The following is a 14,906-nucleotide window of genomic DNA, read 5'->3' on the forward strand; positions in this document are numbered from 1 at the left end:
CGGTGATTTTCTGTCACACGGTTTCGGAGGTTTATTGTATATGAGGTATCGGATCTGCTTATACAGTCTTTAACTCTTCGGGGATATTCATTTTTGATATCCTGTTCTCAACACAAAGCACGGTCATGATGCCTACGAGCATTATAACGATTATGATCGAAGGATATGATAACCAGTTCACGCGGAATGTCAGGAACGGGAATTCGTCGAAAATGCTCCTGAAAACTGTAGGTGAACATATCAGTGAGAGTACCACAGCTATTACAAAAGCTATGCCGTTGTAATAGAATATCTCCCACATCAGCATCGTTCTCAGCTGACCTCTTGTCATACCGATACTCTTCAGAGTAGCGATCTCCTTTTGTCTTACCATTATGCTGGATACGAAAACATTGATAAGGTTCATTACCGCAATGAATGTCAGTACACCGCACAGCAGCAAACTTATCAGCTTGACGAGAAGCTTCATTGAAGCAAAATCCTCTGCCAAAGAGTACTTCGACTGATAATTCAGTGTATTGTCAGCCTTTACCAATCCCTTGATGAAAGTCTCAGCATCTTCTTCCATGCCCTTCTTTACATTGAAAGAGTAGGACATTATCTTCTGGTTGCCTGTTACTTCCTCATACTGTTTTGTATTCATATACAGCTCGCAGGCGAATGAACCTCTGGTTATACCGGTCTTCATTGCACCAAGCGCCACATTCAAGTGACCGAGTACAGTATAGATGCGCTCCTTGCCGTCACTGCCTGTGATAGTCACAGTATCGCCTGTCTCAAACCGACTTGTTCCGGGATATATCTCACCGTCTGAAGTCAGCCAGCATCCCTCAACGATACCTGTACCGTTATTGAAGGCTTCCATATCGATGTTATCCTCAATGATAAGGGAGTCATTCAGTGTGAATTCTTCTGTACCGTAAAGGTCGAGTACGTATTCTTCACCCTCGGGGAGATCTATCTCCTTAACGCTTGCATACTCATTGGCGATATCGCCGTATATCAGAGAACCGTCCTCAACGAAACCGCTGTTTTTGATCTCTTCAACTATGGCACTGTCAAGCGCCTTTACGTTATTTTCACGGTCGATATAATCGTTCTTGTAATAATCCGAAGTTGCAAAGGTATAATCGGTCACCAGTATCGATGACAGGTACTTATCCATATCGAAACTGCTGAATGCATCGTAGGATACTATTACCAGCAGCATAGGAAGAGATATGCTGATCAGCAGCATTGCAAGGCTCTTCTTGTTTCTCAGGATATTGTACTTTGCAAACTTGTCGGCTCTGCTTCCGTCACTGGACTTTCTGGTCTTCTTGTAGCCCTTGAGCTCGATCCTCGTAGATTCAATAGGCGAAAGCTTCTTGATCATTCTTATGGGTCCGTTTACGCTTATGAGGGTAGTAATCACAACGAACAGTGCTGCGCCTGCAAGTATCAGAACGATAACTCCGCCTGATATTACCGTATCATCTGCAACAGAATCATAAGCTGTCTGTCTCAGGATAGTCGGTAGGATAAGTCTTCCCATGAAGTATCCTCCTGCTATACCCAGGGGTACTGCAACACTCAGCATGATGAGCGCCTGGAATCTAACAAAAGCAGCCAGGTGTTTGTTTGACATACCGATAGTCTTCAGTCTGCCGAACTGCTTTGCATCTTTTCTCGCAGATATATAGAATATATTATTGATTATAAGATATCCTATAAGCACGATTACAAGTATACCGCTCACCAGCATAACGAGAGTCTCGGAAGAGATAGCCTCGCTGCTGACGTTATATCCGGGGTTTACAGAGATCATGTCCTGAGAAAACTCAAGACCTACTTCATTGAAGATCTCCTCAGTCTGACCTTCGATATCATAAGCATCTTTCAGCAGTATAGCTATATCGCACTTTCCGTAAACAGTGCCGCTTTCAAATCTGCCGTCCCAGACATCGCTGTATTTATCCGAGGTCATTATCTGACCTACCTTTACGGGGTAAGCCTTGTTGATATCGAACCAGCCCGCCAGCACAAAGCTTTCGGTAACGGTCTCGCCGTTTACTTCCATGTCGATATCAACAGGTGCACCGACTTCCTGAGGTATACCGAGAGCCGCCATGGTAGTTGTATCCATCGCGACCTCGTTTACCTCAGCTGGCATTTTACCGCCTGTAGGGGTGTAATAATCAAGGCTTGATTCAGCCTCATCCATAAAGCTTATTTCAACATTATAGTTCAGTTCAGGATTCACAGCATAGCCAAAGAATCTGCGGCAGCCGACTTTATCGACAAGCACGTTTTCTCTTATTGTATCTACCTTAGCAAAATCCTTATCCCATTCCTTGACAACAACGTGTGCTGTTGTGCCGAGCTTTTTGAATTCGTAGTAATCATTTGCACTGTTCAGTCCCGCTGCTGTGGTGAACAATGTGGAGAACAGAAGCGCTGTCAGTATCATGGCTATGATAGTACAAACACATCTGAACTTCTCCGCCATCAGTGATCTGAATGCTAGTTTTCTAATCATTTACTGCACTCTCCCGTCAACAACTCTAATTACTCTATTCATCTGAGATGCAACTTCCTGATCGTGAGTTACAACGATGATAGTCTGGTCAAACTCCTTATTCATGAATTTGAGCATATCCACTACCTCTGCACCCATAGCCTCATCAAGATTTCCCGTAGGCTCATCTGCCAGAACTATCTCAGGCTTGTTTGCCAGGGCTCTTGCTATGGCAACTCTCTGCTGCTGTCCGCCTGACATGGAGGAAGGCAGAGAATTTTTCTTGTGTGAGATCTCCAGCGCATCGAGTATAGTGTCGATATACTTATTGTTAGGCTTCTTTCCGTCCAGCTGTATGGGAAGAACTATGTTCTCATATACATTCAGTACGGGTATCAGATTATAGTTCTGAAAAATGAAGCCGATCTTTGAGCGGCGCATCTTTGTCAGCTGCTCATCGTTCATTTTGGAGATATCCTCTCCGCCGATAACGATGCTTCCTCCTGTGGGATGGTCAAGAGCACCGAGCATATTCAGCAGCGTTGACTTACCGCTGCCGGACTTGCCGATTATACCTATGAGCTCACCCTTATCAACGCTCAGGTTCACCTTATCCAGAGCCTTCACCAGGTTGCTTTCGTCACCGTAATACTTACACAGATCGTGAGTTTGAATTACCATTACTATCACCGTTCCTTATCATATATTGTATCATGTCATGGCAGACATTTTATATCATAGCACATACTATTGATAAAGTCAACCAAATAACCGCGTATTTACGCACGTAAATCGAATTTTATCCGATCTTATAGATCTGATCTACCTGATCCGAAAAACAATTGCTGTGGGATACGATGATTATTATTTTATCCTTTATACCCATTATAGAACGTGCAATTATCTTCTCGGTATTCTTATCCAGTGCCGAAGTGGGCTCATCGAATATGACCACATCAGATCTTTTCAGCATTGAACGGGCTATCGCCAGTCTCTGTCTCTGTCCGCCCGACATAGTCATACCATCATCACCCAGCATGGTATCCAGTCCGTTTTCCATGCCCCTGACAAAATCGTCAAGCTCAACGCACCGGAGTGCTTCCCATACCTTTTCTTCGGGGATATCCCTTCCGTTGGTAAGATTATTGTATATCGTATCATGCAGGAAGAATGTTTTCTGCGAGACCAGCGAGATCCTGTCCCTGAAGGACTCCAGATCTATGCTGCCTATCTCATCGTCGTTGATATAGATATTACCCGACGATGCCCTCCACAATCCAAGTATCAGATTGAATATGGTAGTCTTGCCTGCACCGCTTTTTCCGCAAATCAAATATTTTTTGTTCTTCTCAAAATCCAGATCCAGCCCGTTAAGGATGTTCTTTCCGCGGGTGTATCCGAATGTCAGATTTTCGATCTTGATATTGTCGATCCCATCTATCTGCTTGCCTTCCGAAGCATCTGCGCCCATTTCTCCGCCCAGAACTTCATCTACATTGTTAAGCGAAGGAACGACCATATTGAAGCTTACTTTCATGAATACAAGGCTCTCAAACGGTGCGATGAACCTTGTGCAGTACTGCAGGAATATTACCATAACACCCATCGAGATCTGCTTCTGAAAGACCTGATAACCGCCGAATGCAGTTATCGCTATCAGGCTGATGGTAGATATCATATCTATCGCCTGATTTGAAAAACCATTTGTAAGTGTGAGCTTTTTGAAGCTCCTTTTCAGCACATCTGCTGCAAGTTCATACTTGTTAAGAAAGCTCCTGCGGAAACCGTATGTTATCATTGCAGGTGCATTGGATATGAACTCTTCTGTCAGAGCATTCTGCTCTCCGTAATCTCTTCTGTTTTCAAGCGCCAGATACCTGAGCTTATTTCCGAACTTCTGCTGTGCCGCAAGTGTTATGGGTATCATAACTATCAGCAGCAGCGTGAGTTTCACATCATAATAGAACATAACGCCCATTATGCCTATCGCCTGGACCAGTGAAACGATCACCTTGTACGCTTTGTATATGAATGATGCCAGCTTTGCCGCATCATCATTTACCACCGTCATCAGATCGCCTGTCTTTTCATTTGCGAAGAACTTTCCGTCCTTCTTGAAAAGTCTGTCCAACGCTGTCAGTTTCAGATGCTGTGCGAACTCGAATTCCTTTACAGATGAATAGTAATCAAATGCGAATTCAACGAACATCTGTGTAATGTTAAGTATAAAATAGATCGTTATCAATCTTATCAGTGAGCTTATCGATGCCGCTTTCGTGACCACGTCTACGAAGTCAACGAATACCATTGGCACGGCTATCGATAAGAACACCGAGATCAGCATCAGGGTAAAGAAAACACCTTTCTTCATTCTGTCAAGTTTCCATATCCTGAGCAGTTTCCTTATTTCATTATTCATTGAGTGCTTCCTTTACCAGTTTGCCGAGATAATTTACTTTCTGAAAATATACCCTGTAAACAGGGACTTTGCCGAATATTCTGCACGAAAATTCATTTTCGAGCATATAGATTATCTTGTAATAATCATAGATGGTAGAATTGGTATACTCCAGTTCAAGATCAGCTGCAAGCTTCACACGTATCTTCTCTTCAGATATCATTTTCTGGACCATTCCGAGTATCCTGTCAACGATCTTTTCATCGCTCACATCATCTTCGGGAGACCTGTAAAACTTTTCGCTCACCCAGGACTCAGATCTCATGTACTCTTCCGCCTCTGCCTTTGTGTTGAACTTCCCTTTTGCGTAAGCATCTGCAAGAACACCCGAGAATATCGCTGCCGCTCTGCTATTGCCTCTGAAGAAGTTCGCACCGGGCATATGGAATTCCATAAGTTCCGTAGCGCCGCTGGCTGTTACCTGTATCTTTTTCTGACTGTCGTATTCAAAACCATCGTTAAAAACGTCGATCCTGCCTACAACACCTATAACGTTTTTAAAATCTGCCGGAAAACTTATATGCCTGTCATTGGATTTCGAAGCTACACAGAGCTTTCCCTGCGCTTCTAGTTCCTTTGTCAGCTTTTTCAGTTTATGCCGTATAAATAGATCATTTGAGCTGAGACTCATATTGATGATCTGGACATCGAGCCGTTTGGCCAGTTCCAGCGCAGCTACCAGTTTACCCGGAGTGCATCGGCCGTTCTGACCCAGTATACAAACAGGAATTATTTCCGCTTCCGGTGCTATCCTGTTTACTATGGAAGCGCATACCGTACCATGCCCGTTGAAATCAGACAGCTTGGAAGGTGACACTTCCTGAACAGTATTGGCTTCATCATCATGAACTAAATATCCGGTCTTTATGCAGTTTCTGACATCGTCATTAACTATGTTGTAGTTGATCCCGCTGTCAATGATAGCAACTTTAACTTTTCTCATATTGATACACCGGATCCTTATTAAATCTCAAATCAAATTTTTTTATTGTTTTTTCCTGTGATCGTTTTCCTATGATTGATCTTGTTTGTCTTATTGCATGAATCAAATCCGACATAATCATAGTTGAAATCCGAAAAGATGCCTTCTGCCTTGACATTCTCTTTGACGAATACTTTGTTCAGAAGCTTCTTTATGTTCATACGATTTCCCTCCTGTTGAGATTTACGATAATTACTTTGGGTTTACAGTCTCGAATACAGCTTTGCACTGTAATTCATTCTTCTTCTGCAGCCTGTTCTGGCGGTATAGCCCGCATAAGTCTGTTCAGCACAGTCCTGCATGAAGTCAGCCTGAAGGTCCATTCTTTCAGCCTTGACCGTTTCCCTGAGTTTTATCTTGTCTTTGATCTTCTTGATCACCATGATATTTTCTCCGTTTCACCTTTCAGCATTACCACAAATTAGTGTATTTTGCTGAATATACTGTACGTTTAGCGCAGCCTTTGGTTGAAGTACTGCCGACATAGACTGTCTCTGCACAATCATATCTGCAGCCTCTGCTTTCAGCCTTTACATTTTCCTCACCGAGCTTGATCTTCTCGGTTACCTTCTGTACCTTCATAAAAACATCTCCTTTTCATTAAAGCAGTGTATTCTTGCGGTCACTTCGATCACCAGGTCGGTGTGGTCTTTGCTGAAACTACTGCACGTCTGGCGCACTTCTTTGTTGCGGTACTGGCAGTGTACTTATAATCTACACAGTCGTGTAAACATTCGTAACGGCCTTCAGCCTGGACATTTTCCTGACTGAGCTTTGTCTTCTCAGTTATCTTCTGTACCTTCATCAAAACATCTCCTTTTCATTAGATTATTTGTTTGTTATTATATTTATATTTAATACACCGAAGCAGTCTTGTTTAAATTGTTGTTTTTTCGGTTTTTGAATTTTGATTATGTTGTTAGTACATTATTGCTGTGTTCGAGTAGTGATACTGTAGTATGACCTTGTTGCTGCTATAATACGATATTATCGCATCATTAAGTCAGACTGCTTATTACCAAGCGCGTGTTGTCTTAGCGGATATTGTGCTTCCTCTGCGGCAGCCATTAGCTGCGGTGCTACCGGTATAGTAGTACTCGATGCAGTCGTGATTGCAAGCATACACGTCTCTCTCTGCCTTTACATTCTCTTCGTTCAGCTTAACCTTGTCATTGATCTTTTTGATTTCCATGGTAAAATCCTCCTGTTAGTTATTAATTATTACCTGTTTGTTATTAGTAGTAAATCGTATTAGTGCGTATAGTATTCTTACGAATTATTAGAATAGTATTCTTATGATTCTGTATTAAAAGATCTAAGATTACCAAGCGCGGGTTGTCTTAGCGGTTATGGTGCTTCTTCTGGTGCAGCCCTTAGCGCCTGTGCTTCCGGAATAGTAGTACTCGATGCAGTCGTGGTGGCAAGCGTACTCGTCTCTCTCTGCCTTTACGTTCTCTTCGTTCAGCTTAACCTTGTCATTGATCTTCTTGATTTCCATAGTAAAATCCTCCTAATTTAAATGTAAAATGTATTAGTGCGTATAGTTTTCTTATGATTCTGTATTAAAAGATCTAAGATTACCAAGCGCGGGTTGTCTTAGCGGTTATAGTGCTTCCTCTGCGGCAGCCCTTTGCGCCTGTGCTTCCGGAATAGTAGTACTCGATGCAGTCGTGGTGACAAGCGTACTCGTCTCTCTCAGCCTTAACATTCTGGTCGTTGAGCTTAACCTTATTGTCGATCTTCTTGATTTCCATAATTAAATCCTCCTAAATCGACTGCTTCGGCGTATAAATATCAGATTTTAAGCAAACTCGTATTCAAGTCTGCTGCATAAACAAGCTATACTGCTGGCAGTATAATAATCGCCTGTTATTTTTTTATTTATAAGTTTACATCTTGAGCTTGCACAGTAGTGATACATCTCACAGCCGGTGCAGCTTGATGTGTCTTTGTTATTTATCATCTGGAGTTCCTCTACCTTGGCTTTGTCAAGCCCTGTGCTCACATTGCCCAGATACCAGTCGCTGTCACCGACAGTAAGCGAACACGGATAGATGCTGCCGTCAGGCAGGAAGTGGAAACTTTCCACACCGCCCGTACATTTAGCCTTTCGGACAAATTCCGACTCGGTAACATACGAGATAACGGCATCTCCATACTCTTTTTCTTCTATATATTCTTTTATCTTACGGAACTGCTCGAATATTATCGGCTCGTCCTCGTCTTTCCAGTGAGAGTCATACATATCCAGCACGGGTATTATCCGTCTGAAGCCCTCCTCCAGGAAATAGCAGACCGTATCGCAAAGATCACCGATAGTATCTCTTGTAACAGTCATTCTCAGCCGGACATCTTTTTTATTGCTGATATCCTTTGCTGTTGCCATGACCTGCTCAAAGGAACCCTTGCCGTTTATGAACTTTCTGTTCAGGTCATGTATCTCCGCTTTGCCGTCAAGGCTCAGGGAAAGTTCGTTTATTTTATTGATTATCTTTTTTCTTCTTTCGTCATAGAGCGTACCGTTGGTAGTCATACCGTAGTACAGCTTTGATGCAGGCACCAGAGCTTCAAACCGCTCCATGATATACTCTATTATATCGCAGTTCATCAGAGGTTCACCGCCGTGGAACTGTACTGCGATCTCATCGGCAGTTTCCCAGCAGTCCAGTTTTGTCAGCATATCTATCGCTGCATCTGCGACCTCTTTTGTCATATATTCTTTCTTTATATTATTGCCAATCCTGTTGTAGCAGTAGCTGCAGTTCAGGTTGCAGTCATTCGTAGTCCAAAATACAACGTGCATCAGATCTCACCCCAAAGCGAAAAGCCGATCTCTTTTTTCCTGAGCTTGCAGTAGTTATCAAACGACTTCTCGTTTTTCAGCGACTGCTCGAACAGGAAAGGACAGTGCCAGCAGAAGTACTTTACGCTGCACTCCTTGCATCTTTTAAAGTTTTCTGGCATTTTCTTCTCAAAGTTCAGATAGCTTTCTGTTTTTCTGAATTCCTCTTCGTAGAAATACTTTCTTATATCATCTACCTCAAGGATATTTCCGATTGGTTTCTCGGAACACTCATAAGGTGCACACAGGAACATATTTCCCTTGGCATTTACTGTAAAGGAACCGTAGCGTCCGCCGCAGGCACCAAACTCGATGTATGGCTGGCTCTCTCTGGTCTTCTTGACAAACTCGGGATCAACAGGATCGTTGTCCTCCACCGATTCGTCCTGAATGTACCAGTCCTTATGATCCTTGCCTCTTCCCACAGGAGAGAAGGTCCTGACCATGGGGCTGACTTCCAGCTCCTTGCACAGCTTCAGGAAAGGCTTCTCATGCTCTCTGTTCTGTGCTGTAAGTACGAAGGAGAGAGATATATTCTTAACACCCGCTGCCTTCAGACATTTGATGGCATTCATAACCTTTCCGAAGACCCCGGCGCCTCTTATCTCGCTGCATGACTTTTCGTCCGAGCCGTCGACGCTTATGAACACTGCATCATAAAGTTCCTTTATCTTTGCCGCATTCTCTTCGTTGATGTAAGTGCCGTTGGTCATCAGGTTCATCTCGCCGTCAGTATTCTTTTTCAGGTATTCACTGAGTTCAAAGAAGAACGGCAGTACCATGGGCTCACCGCCCGTGACAGTTATCAGTTTTGGCTTAACACCGAGTATCTTATCGGCTATAGCGTAGATCTCATCTCTGTCAGCTATCAGAGTCTTGGTGGTAACCGCATCTGCTATGCAGTGCTTGCAGTGCAGATTGCACTGGTTCGTTACCTCCCACTGTATATCAAAATCTGTAAGGAGTTCCTTGTCATTCTCATCAACAAGTATCTTTTTCTCCACCAGCTTGTCATGAAGCTCGCTGAAGTACTCCTTGTCATCTTTATCTTCAAAAATGTTTTCATACTCATGCTTTCCTATACCTTTGTTAACAAAGCCGTTGAGTATATCGTAGCACTCACTGCTCATTTTCAGGAAAGTACATTCGCATTTGTTACCGATTATTACCTGTTCCTTATTCTGCAGGAACAGCAGGTTCTTAGTAAATTTCCTCATATTTAAAAGCTCCATTAATTATTATTTTCCGTAATGATCATCATTTTTTGTTATCAGAACCACCAAGGCCAACCCTTCTCATCTTTCATTCTGTTCACCTCCCTTCGTCTTGGTACAGTCATAGTATAGCGTATAAGTCACGTTAAAACAACAATTCTCTTGTAAAGCCCCCATTTTTTTTTGTGAATGGTAATTTGGGTCAAAAAACAAAAAAACAGCAGTACTTTTACATACTGCTGTTTGCTGTAAAATATATTGATTTTACGCCGTTTCAGACATTTTTATCCTGAACATTACATCAAGAACGAATACAGGAGAGGTCTGCGAGATATTTACAGTTCCGCCCAGTGCATCAACGGTCTTTCTTATATTATAAAGACCGAATCCATGCTCATTCTTGTTTTCCTTTGAAGTTTTCAGATCCGGGTCATCGGTATCTGAAGGATTTGATATACATATCATCTGCATATCATTTTTAAGCACACAGTTTACATCTATATACCTTTCCTCGCCCGCCTTTAGTCTGCGGCAGGCTTCCAGGGAATTATCCAGTGCATTGGAAAGGATGGTGCATATATCGAATGCCGATACATTTTCCGAGATCACTCCCGAAAAATTCAGCCTGAAATTCTCCTGTGCTGCTATAGCCGCCTTATCATTGAGTATCGCATCAGCGATAGTATTTCCGCTTTTGAAAGATATTTTATTCATAGTCGGATTGCTGGATATGGAATCCAGATATTTCAATGCATCCTCTACTTTCTGACTTCCCAACAATGATTTCAGACAATGCATATGATTTTTGTAATCGTGTCTGAACTTCCTGATATCCGTGGTCATCTCATCGATCTTTTCATAATACCTTGCTTGCATATCCAGCTGTTTATCCAGAAGTTCAGCTGAACGTTTATAGTAAAATTTAGACATACTGTTCATTATAAGCATTGTTATTATAAAGAATGATAGGATACATATCGGAATAACAAATATCCTTAGGTAAAGGAAAACCATATCCATATCTACACGTTTGCGTGAAGCGACACTTATGAACGATATCATCTTTGAAAAAAATACCGCATACGCAAGAATAAAGAGGTATATCTTTCTGTTTATAAACTCCAGACTAAGTTTAAGATCATCTATCCTTGGTAAAACAAATTTTGTAAATACAAGACAATACGTAAGATTATATATAAAGTATACCAAATTAGCACTTAATTCCCGATAGCCAGCAGGAACAACAAGATTCGTTAAAAGATTTATAGTTCCACCCGAACAACTTTCAACCGCAAAATACAGAAATGTTACATACGTTGTTTTCAAAAACTGAGTTCTATGCGATAAAAATACCGATAGAATAATAAGAACAGTATTCATCATCGATATTATCCTTCCAAGTTCTTTCGGGACAGAAGTAATATCTATAAAGGTCTGCATAGCAATATTTGTCGTTGCCAAAACATAGCTTATCTTCTTAAACTTATTATTGTCCGAAAGCAGTTTGACTGTGTTATGTATATTCACATAATACAATATATACACAGCTATAAAAAAAACTATATATAAACTTCTCAATACGATTTCCATTTTCATACTCCTTACTTTCAATAAAATATTATCAACTATAGATCACACCATTATCTCGATGTGGATCTCTTTAAATAGTTCAGATAACAATTATTGAAATCTTTGTATTTTCCTCTTGATATCACCGCCTTATGTCCGTTTGATAAGATTATGCCTGTCTTGTCGTATGAATTTATGTGTTCTAGATTTACTATATATGATCTGTTTGTTCTGAAAAATCCGCCCGAATCCAGCTCTTCTTCAAGAGCCGAAAGATTATACGGATATCTGTATGAGCCTTTTTCAGTTATTATATAGGTATAAACATTGTCCGCCTGCGCATATATAACGTCCTTTTCGTAGACCACTATGCTCTCGTTATACATCTCGTCCTTGACTATCAGCTTGCGCTCGCTGTTGCTTATCTCTAGCGCAGAATCCATAGCCTCATAAAGAGTCTCCTTGCTCACAGGCTTTACTATGAACCTGAAGGCATTGTACTTCATGCTGTCAAAAACAATCTCCGAATAACTGCTTACAAATACTACTTTTGTTTCTATATTTTTTTGTCGGATACTTTTTATAGTATCCAGTCCGTTCAGATCATTCATCTGATGATCAAGAAAGATCATATCAAAAACCGTCTTTGAAGCAACAAGCTTTCCGCCGTCGTCAAATTCGGTTATATCCAGAATAATATTATTCTCTGCTGAATATTTATTAAGCAGCTCTATAATATCATTACGAAACACTTTTTCGTCATCACAAACTGCGATTTTCATTGTAACACCCCTCTGAATCAATCAATAAACTATACATAATATCTTAAATATTACATATGTCAGATTGATATATTATATATTATATATCATATTGCCAGAAAAATCAATAGTTTTTTCACTTTTGCTAAAATATGATTCATGAATTGTAAACCTGTCGCTTAAATTCAAACAAGTTGCATATTATATATTTATTAATCTATACATAACAGCCAAAAATTTAACCATTCGTGAACCAAGCTGATGTTTATTAACCTGATAATAAATTATATAAATTTAACACTAATCCGCCAAAATGGCGGCTCTCTTTTTTCATAAATCCAGAAAGCTGTGAGTCATTCGTTTTTTTACTATTGAAGATCAAACAAAAGCGCGTTATGATAGTATGAAGAGCTAGTAACCAAAACTTTCCAATTTTGAGAAATCATAAAATTTGACGAAAAACAAGAAAAAGTTTAAAAAATAAAATATTATAGTGCTTATAAAAGTGCTATAATTGAAAAGTATAACAAGCGGCAGATACCATCTGCCCGAAAAATCAAAGGAAGGATAAATTTCATATGAAAAACAAATACGTCAGTAAGATCGGTTTTTCGCTGATCGTTGTGGTGTTTGTCATATTATGTATGGTACAAGCACCCATCAGTGATGCGGTGGGCTCGCTGTGGTCACTGCTACCGCCCATAGTAGCCATCGGGCTTGCACTGATGACCAAAGAGGTCTATTCATCGCTTTTTGTCGGCATACTGACAGGCGGTACCCTGTATGCCATAACCGAACACAGCGGATTTTCGGGAATGTTCAATGCAGTGGTGAAAGACGGCATCATAGCCAACCTTGCAGACGGCTACAACGTTGGCATACTGCTGTTCCTGGTGGTGCTTGGCACTATTGTGGTGCTGATGAACAAGGCAGGAGGAAGCCGCGCTTACGGTGAATGGGCATCAAAGCACATCAAGACCCGCTCGGGTGCCTGTCTTTCCACCTTCCTGCTGGGGGTTATGATATTTGTTGATGATTATTTCAACTGCCTGACAGTAGGTTCGGTCATGCGCCCTATCACGGATAAGCACAAGGTGTCACGTGCAAAGCTTGCATATCTTATAGATGCCACTGCCGCACCTGTATGCATAATCGCACCTATATCCTCATGGGCGGCGGCTGTTGCGGGCACGGTTGACGGTGTCAACGGCATATCCCTGTTCATACGTACTATACCTTATAATCTGTACGCCCTGCTTACACTGATAATGGTCATTTTCATGGCTTTGTCAGATGTTGATTACGGCCCCATGAAACGCCATGAGGCAAACGCCGCTAAAGGCGACCTCTTCACCACCCGTAACAAGGTCTACCCCGAGGACGCAAAGCCCGAACACAGCCGCGGAAAGGTCATCGACCTGATACTCCCTGTGGTGATACTCATAACCCTCTGCGTGCTTGGCATGGTGTACACAGGCGGACTGTTCAGCGGCGAATCGTTTCTCAATGCCTTTGCAAACTGCGATGCTTCATTCGGGCTTGCAGTGGGTTCTCTCGGTGCGCTTATCGTGATAATACTGTATTTCCTTGCACGCCGCGTGCTTACTTTCACCGACTGCATGGATTCTATCACTGACGGTTTCAGGCAGATGGTACCTGCCATACTGATACTCACCTTTGCATGGACGCTGAAGACCATGACCAATCTTCTTCAGGCAAGCAAGTACGTTTCCGAACTGGTTGAAAACGCCCACACCATGCAGATACTCCTGCCCATGATACTCTTTGTTGTAGCAGTTGGACTTGCCTTTGCAACAGGTACTTCATGGGGAACTTTCGGTATCCTCATACCCATCGTGACCGGAGTATTTTCCTCACAGCTGGTACAGAACGGCGAAAGCGTGACTATCCCGCCCATCGTTATCATATGCATATCTGCTTGTCTTTCGGGCGCAGTTTGCGGCGATCATTGTTCGCCCATATCCGATACAACGATAATGGCTTCAACAGGCGCACAGTGCGACCACGTTAACCATGTATCAACTCAGCTGCCCTATGCTTTTACAGTTGCGGTTGTATGTGCAGTGGGATATCTGCTGGCAGGCTTTGTACAGAACGTGTTTGTTGTTCTGGGCAGCAGTATACTGATGATGCTCGGCACATTGTTCATCATACGAAATCTTTCCAAAAGCAAAAAAGAAACTAAAGCGGAATGACCGCATATAACCAAAAGCAGTCTGTGCAATTTGTGCAGGCTGCTTTGTCGTTGGCAGCAATTGGCAAGCACCCGCCGATCGGTCACGCAGCATACGCTTCATGGTATTCCATAGGTGTCATGCTGCTCAATTTAATCTGGTACCGACCAGTATTGTAGTATCTGATGTATTCTTCAATCGCTGCGACCAGACAAGCTTTATCCGAAAACTTGCGAAGATAATACATCTCGGACTTCAGGATACCCCACCAGCCTTCCATTGGGCCGTTGTCAATGCATCTCCCGACACGGGACATACTCTGTATCATTCCGGCATCGACAAGCTTCTGATGAAACACCTTGTTGGTATACTGAAATCCTCGGTCACT

The 14,906-nt window shown here is 42.1% G+C and carries 17 protein-coding genes; 1 reads left to right on the forward strand and 16 read right to left on the reverse strand.

Translation table 11 applies throughout. The annotated features are described in order from the left end of the window. Nucleotides 1-58 precede the first annotated feature (58 nt). From BM265_RS14850 to BM265_RS14890, 15 genes are all read right to left on the reverse strand, one after another. Complete coding sequence (locus tag BM265_RS14850; protein WP_074962766.1) at nt 59-2,518, reverse strand: ABC transporter permease; 2,460 nt, start codon at nt 2,516-2,518, stop codon at nt 59-61. Then, nucleotides 2,519-3,178, reverse strand: coding sequence for an ABC transporter ATP-binding protein (locus BM265_RS14855; RefSeq protein WP_074962768.1), 660 nt, complete (start codon nt 3,176-3,178; stop codon nt 2,519-2,521). Between the two features lie 118 nt (nt 3,179-3,296). Next, complete coding sequence (locus BM265_RS14860; protein ID WP_074962769.1) at nt 3,297-4,916, reverse strand: ABC transporter ATP-binding protein; 1,620 nt, start codon at nt 4,914-4,916, stop codon at nt 3,297-3,299. Beyond that, the gene (locus BM265_RS14865; protein WP_074962771.1) at nt 4,909-5,898 is read right to left on the reverse strand and encodes a S8 family serine peptidase; all 990 of its coding nucleotides are present in this window, start codon (nt 5,896-5,898) and stop codon (nt 4,909-4,911) included. The genes BM265_RS14860 and BM265_RS14865 overlap by 8 nt, the downstream gene beginning before the upstream one ends. A gap of 32 nt (nt 5,899-5,930) precedes the next feature. After that, nucleotides 5,931-6,098: a hypothetical protein gene (locus BM265_RS20170; RefSeq protein WP_177219600.1), complete on the reverse strand. Its 168-nt coding sequence runs from the start codon at nt 6,096-6,098 to the stop codon at nt 5,931-5,933. Between the two features lie 42 nt (nt 6,099-6,140). Continuing rightward, a complete protein-coding gene (locus BM265_RS14870) occupies nt 6,141-6,320 on the reverse strand; it encodes a hypothetical protein (protein ID WP_074830814.1) in 180 nt (59 codons plus the stop codon). A 28-nt stretch (nt 6,321-6,348) separates the two neighbouring features. Further along, nucleotides 6,349-6,519: a hypothetical protein gene (locus BM265_RS20175; RefSeq protein WP_177219601.1), complete on the reverse strand. Its 171-nt coding sequence runs from the start codon at nt 6,517-6,519 to the stop codon at nt 6,349-6,351. A 49-nt stretch (nt 6,520-6,568) separates the two neighbouring features. After that, a complete protein-coding gene (locus BM265_RS20180) occupies nt 6,569-6,742 on the reverse strand; it encodes a hypothetical protein (protein WP_177219602.1) in 174 nt (57 codons plus the stop codon). Nucleotides 6,743-6,952: 210 nt separating this feature from the next. Then, nucleotides 6,953-7,129, reverse strand: coding sequence for a hypothetical protein (locus BM265_RS20185; RefSeq protein WP_177219603.1), 177 nt, complete (start codon nt 7,127-7,129; stop codon nt 6,953-6,955). A gap of 129 nt (nt 7,130-7,258) precedes the next feature. Further along, the gene (locus BM265_RS20190; protein ID WP_170844256.1) at nt 7,259-7,435 is read right to left on the reverse strand and encodes a hypothetical protein; all 177 of its coding nucleotides are present in this window, start codon (nt 7,433-7,435) and stop codon (nt 7,259-7,261) included. A gap of 79 nt (nt 7,436-7,514) precedes the next feature. Then, nucleotides 7,515-7,691: a hypothetical protein gene (locus BM265_RS20195; protein WP_177219604.1), complete on the reverse strand. Its 177-nt coding sequence runs from the start codon at nt 7,689-7,691 to the stop codon at nt 7,515-7,517. Between the two features lie 47 nt (nt 7,692-7,738). Next, entirely contained in the window at nt 7,739-8,740 is a 1,002-nt protein-coding gene (locus BM265_RS14875) for a radical SAM/SPASM domain-containing protein (protein WP_074962773.1), read from the reverse strand. Further along, entirely contained in the window at nt 8,740-9,996 is a 1,257-nt protein-coding gene (locus BM265_RS14880) for a radical SAM protein (protein WP_074962775.1), read from the reverse strand. Before BM265_RS14880 ends, BM265_RS14875 begins: the two co-directional genes overlap by 1 nt. 261 nt (nt 9,997-10,257) lie before the next feature. After that, nucleotides 10,258-10,923 (reverse strand): sensor histidine kinase, encoded by a 666-nt coding sequence (locus BM265_RS20200; RefSeq protein ID WP_177219605.1) that lies wholly within the window; start codon nt 10,921-10,923, stop codon nt 10,258-10,260. 710 nt (nt 10,924-11,633) lie between these two features. Then, the gene (locus BM265_RS14890; RefSeq protein WP_074962779.1) at nt 11,634-12,344 is read right to left on the reverse strand and encodes a LytR/AlgR family response regulator transcription factor; all 711 of its coding nucleotides are present in this window, start codon (nt 12,342-12,344) and stop codon (nt 11,634-11,636) included. 557 nt (nt 12,345-12,901) lie between these two features. Here BM265_RS14890 and BM265_RS14895 point away from each other — a divergent pair. Continuing rightward, on the forward strand, nt 12,902-14,539 hold the full coding sequence (locus BM265_RS14895) for a Na+/H+ antiporter NhaC family protein (RefSeq protein WP_074962781.1): 1,638 nt from the start codon (nt 12,902-12,904) through the stop codon (nt 14,537-14,539). An 82-nt stretch (nt 14,540-14,621) separates the two neighbouring features. Here BM265_RS14895 and BM265_RS14900 read toward each other — a convergent pair. Next, nucleotides 14,622-14,906: IS3 family transposase (locus tag BM265_RS14900; protein ID WP_143098744.1), on the reverse strand; the 285-nt coding region annotated here is incomplete at its 5' end.

This window comes from Hominimerdicola alba (assembly GCF_900112155.1).
Classification (GTDB): Bacteria; Bacillota; Clostridia; order Oscillospirales; family Ruminococcaceae; genus Hominimerdicola; species Hominimerdicola alba_D.

Excerpts from the sequence above, each read along its gene's own strand:
- BM265_RS14850 (WP_074962766.1), bottom strand. The coding sequence starts at position 2,518 with ATGATTAGAAAACTAGCATTCAGATCACTGATGGCGGAGAAGTTCAGA.
- BM265_RS14855 (WP_074962768.1), bottom strand. The coding sequence starts at position 3,178 with ATGGTAATTCAAACTCACGATCTGTGTAAGTATTACGGTGACGAAAGC.
- BM265_RS14860 (WP_074962769.1), bottom strand. The coding sequence starts at position 4,916 with ATGAATAATGAAATAAGGAAACTGCTCAGGATATGGAAACTTGACAGA.
- BM265_RS14865 (WP_074962771.1), bottom strand. The coding sequence starts at position 5,898 with ATGAGAAAAGTTAAAGTTGCTATCATTGACAGCGGGATCAACTACAAC.
- BM265_RS20170 (WP_177219600.1), bottom strand. The coding sequence starts at position 6,098 with ATGAACATAAAGAAGCTTCTGAACAAAGTATTCGTCAAAGAGAATGTC.
- BM265_RS14870 (WP_074830814.1), bottom strand. The coding sequence starts at position 6,320 with ATGGTGATCAAGAAGATCAAAGACAAGATAAAACTCAGGGAAACGGTC.
- BM265_RS20175 (WP_177219601.1), bottom strand. The coding sequence starts at position 6,519 with ATGAAGGTACAGAAGGTAACCGAGAAGATCAAGCTCGGTGAGGAAAAT.
- BM265_RS20180 (WP_177219602.1), bottom strand. The coding sequence starts at position 6,742 with ATGAAGGTACAGAAGATAACTGAGAAGACAAAGCTCAGTCAGGAAAAT.
- BM265_RS20185 (WP_177219603.1), bottom strand. The coding sequence starts at position 7,129 with ATGGAAATCAAAAAGATCAATGACAAGGTTAAGCTGAACGAAGAGAAT.
- BM265_RS20190 (WP_170844256.1), bottom strand. The coding sequence starts at position 7,435 with ATGGAAATCAAGAAGATCAATGACAAGGTTAAGCTGAACGAAGAGAAC.
- BM265_RS20195 (WP_177219604.1), bottom strand. The coding sequence starts at position 7,691 with ATGGAAATCAAGAAGATCGACAATAAGGTTAAGCTCAACGACCAGAAT.
- BM265_RS14875 (WP_074962773.1), bottom strand. The coding sequence starts at position 8,740 with ATGCACGTTGTATTTTGGACTACGAATGACTGCAACCTGAACTGCAGC.
- BM265_RS14880 (WP_074962775.1), bottom strand. The coding sequence starts at position 9,996 with ATGAGGAAATTTACTAAGAACCTGCTGTTCCTGCAGAATAAGGAACAG.
- BM265_RS20200 (WP_177219605.1), bottom strand. The coding sequence starts at position 10,923 with ATGTCTAAATTTTACTATAAACGTTCAGCTGAACTTCTGGATAAACAG.
- BM265_RS14890 (WP_074962779.1), bottom strand. The coding sequence starts at position 12,344 with ATGAAAATCGCAGTTTGTGATGACGAAAAAGTGTTTCGTAATGATATT.
- BM265_RS14895 (WP_074962781.1), top strand. The coding sequence starts at position 12,902 with ATGAAAAACAAATACGTCAGTAAGATCGGTTTTTCGCTGATCGTTGTG.